Raw genomic sequence first — 499 nt, forward strand, 5'->3', positions numbered from 1 at the left:
TGTGAATAAAGACGTGTCCAGTCTGTCAACCAGTCTGAATGATACTAATACTAATGTAGGCAATCTGCAGAAAGATGCATTGCAAAGAAACCGGGTAAGCGGTGATTTTGATGCAAGACGCGAAGATAAAGAGCAGAAACTGACTGGTATAGCTGCCGGAGATATCAGTGCAACTTCATCTGATGTTATTAACGGTACGCAGATGTTCAGACTGTCAACGCTGACTCAGACAGGTCTGGGCAGCATCAGTACTGGTCTGAGCAGCCTGAGCAGTGTTACCTCATCTTCTCTGGATAATGTAAATAGAAGTCTGGAGTCACTGTCCACAGAAACTCAAACAGGACTGAACAGTATCAGCACCGGTCTGAGCAGTTTGTCAGAGTCTGCGAGTACCGGCCTGAACAATCTGACAAACAGCCTGAACAGCACAAATCAGAATCTGACTACCTTGCAGCAGAATGCATTGCAGTGGAACAGCACACTGAACGCTTATGATGCC

1 protein-coding gene is annotated in these 499 nt (G+C 46.1%); it reads left to right on the top strand.

Going from position 1 to position 499, the window contains the following annotated elements:
* A partial coding sequence (locus H3V01_RS11310; protein WP_198186793.1) for a hypothetical protein occupies positions 1-499 on the top strand: 499 nt, incomplete at both ends.

Source organism: Snodgrassella sp. M0351, assembly GCF_016100575.1.
Classification (GTDB): Bacteria; Pseudomonadota; Gammaproteobacteria; order Burkholderiales; family Neisseriaceae; genus Snodgrassella; species Snodgrassella alvi.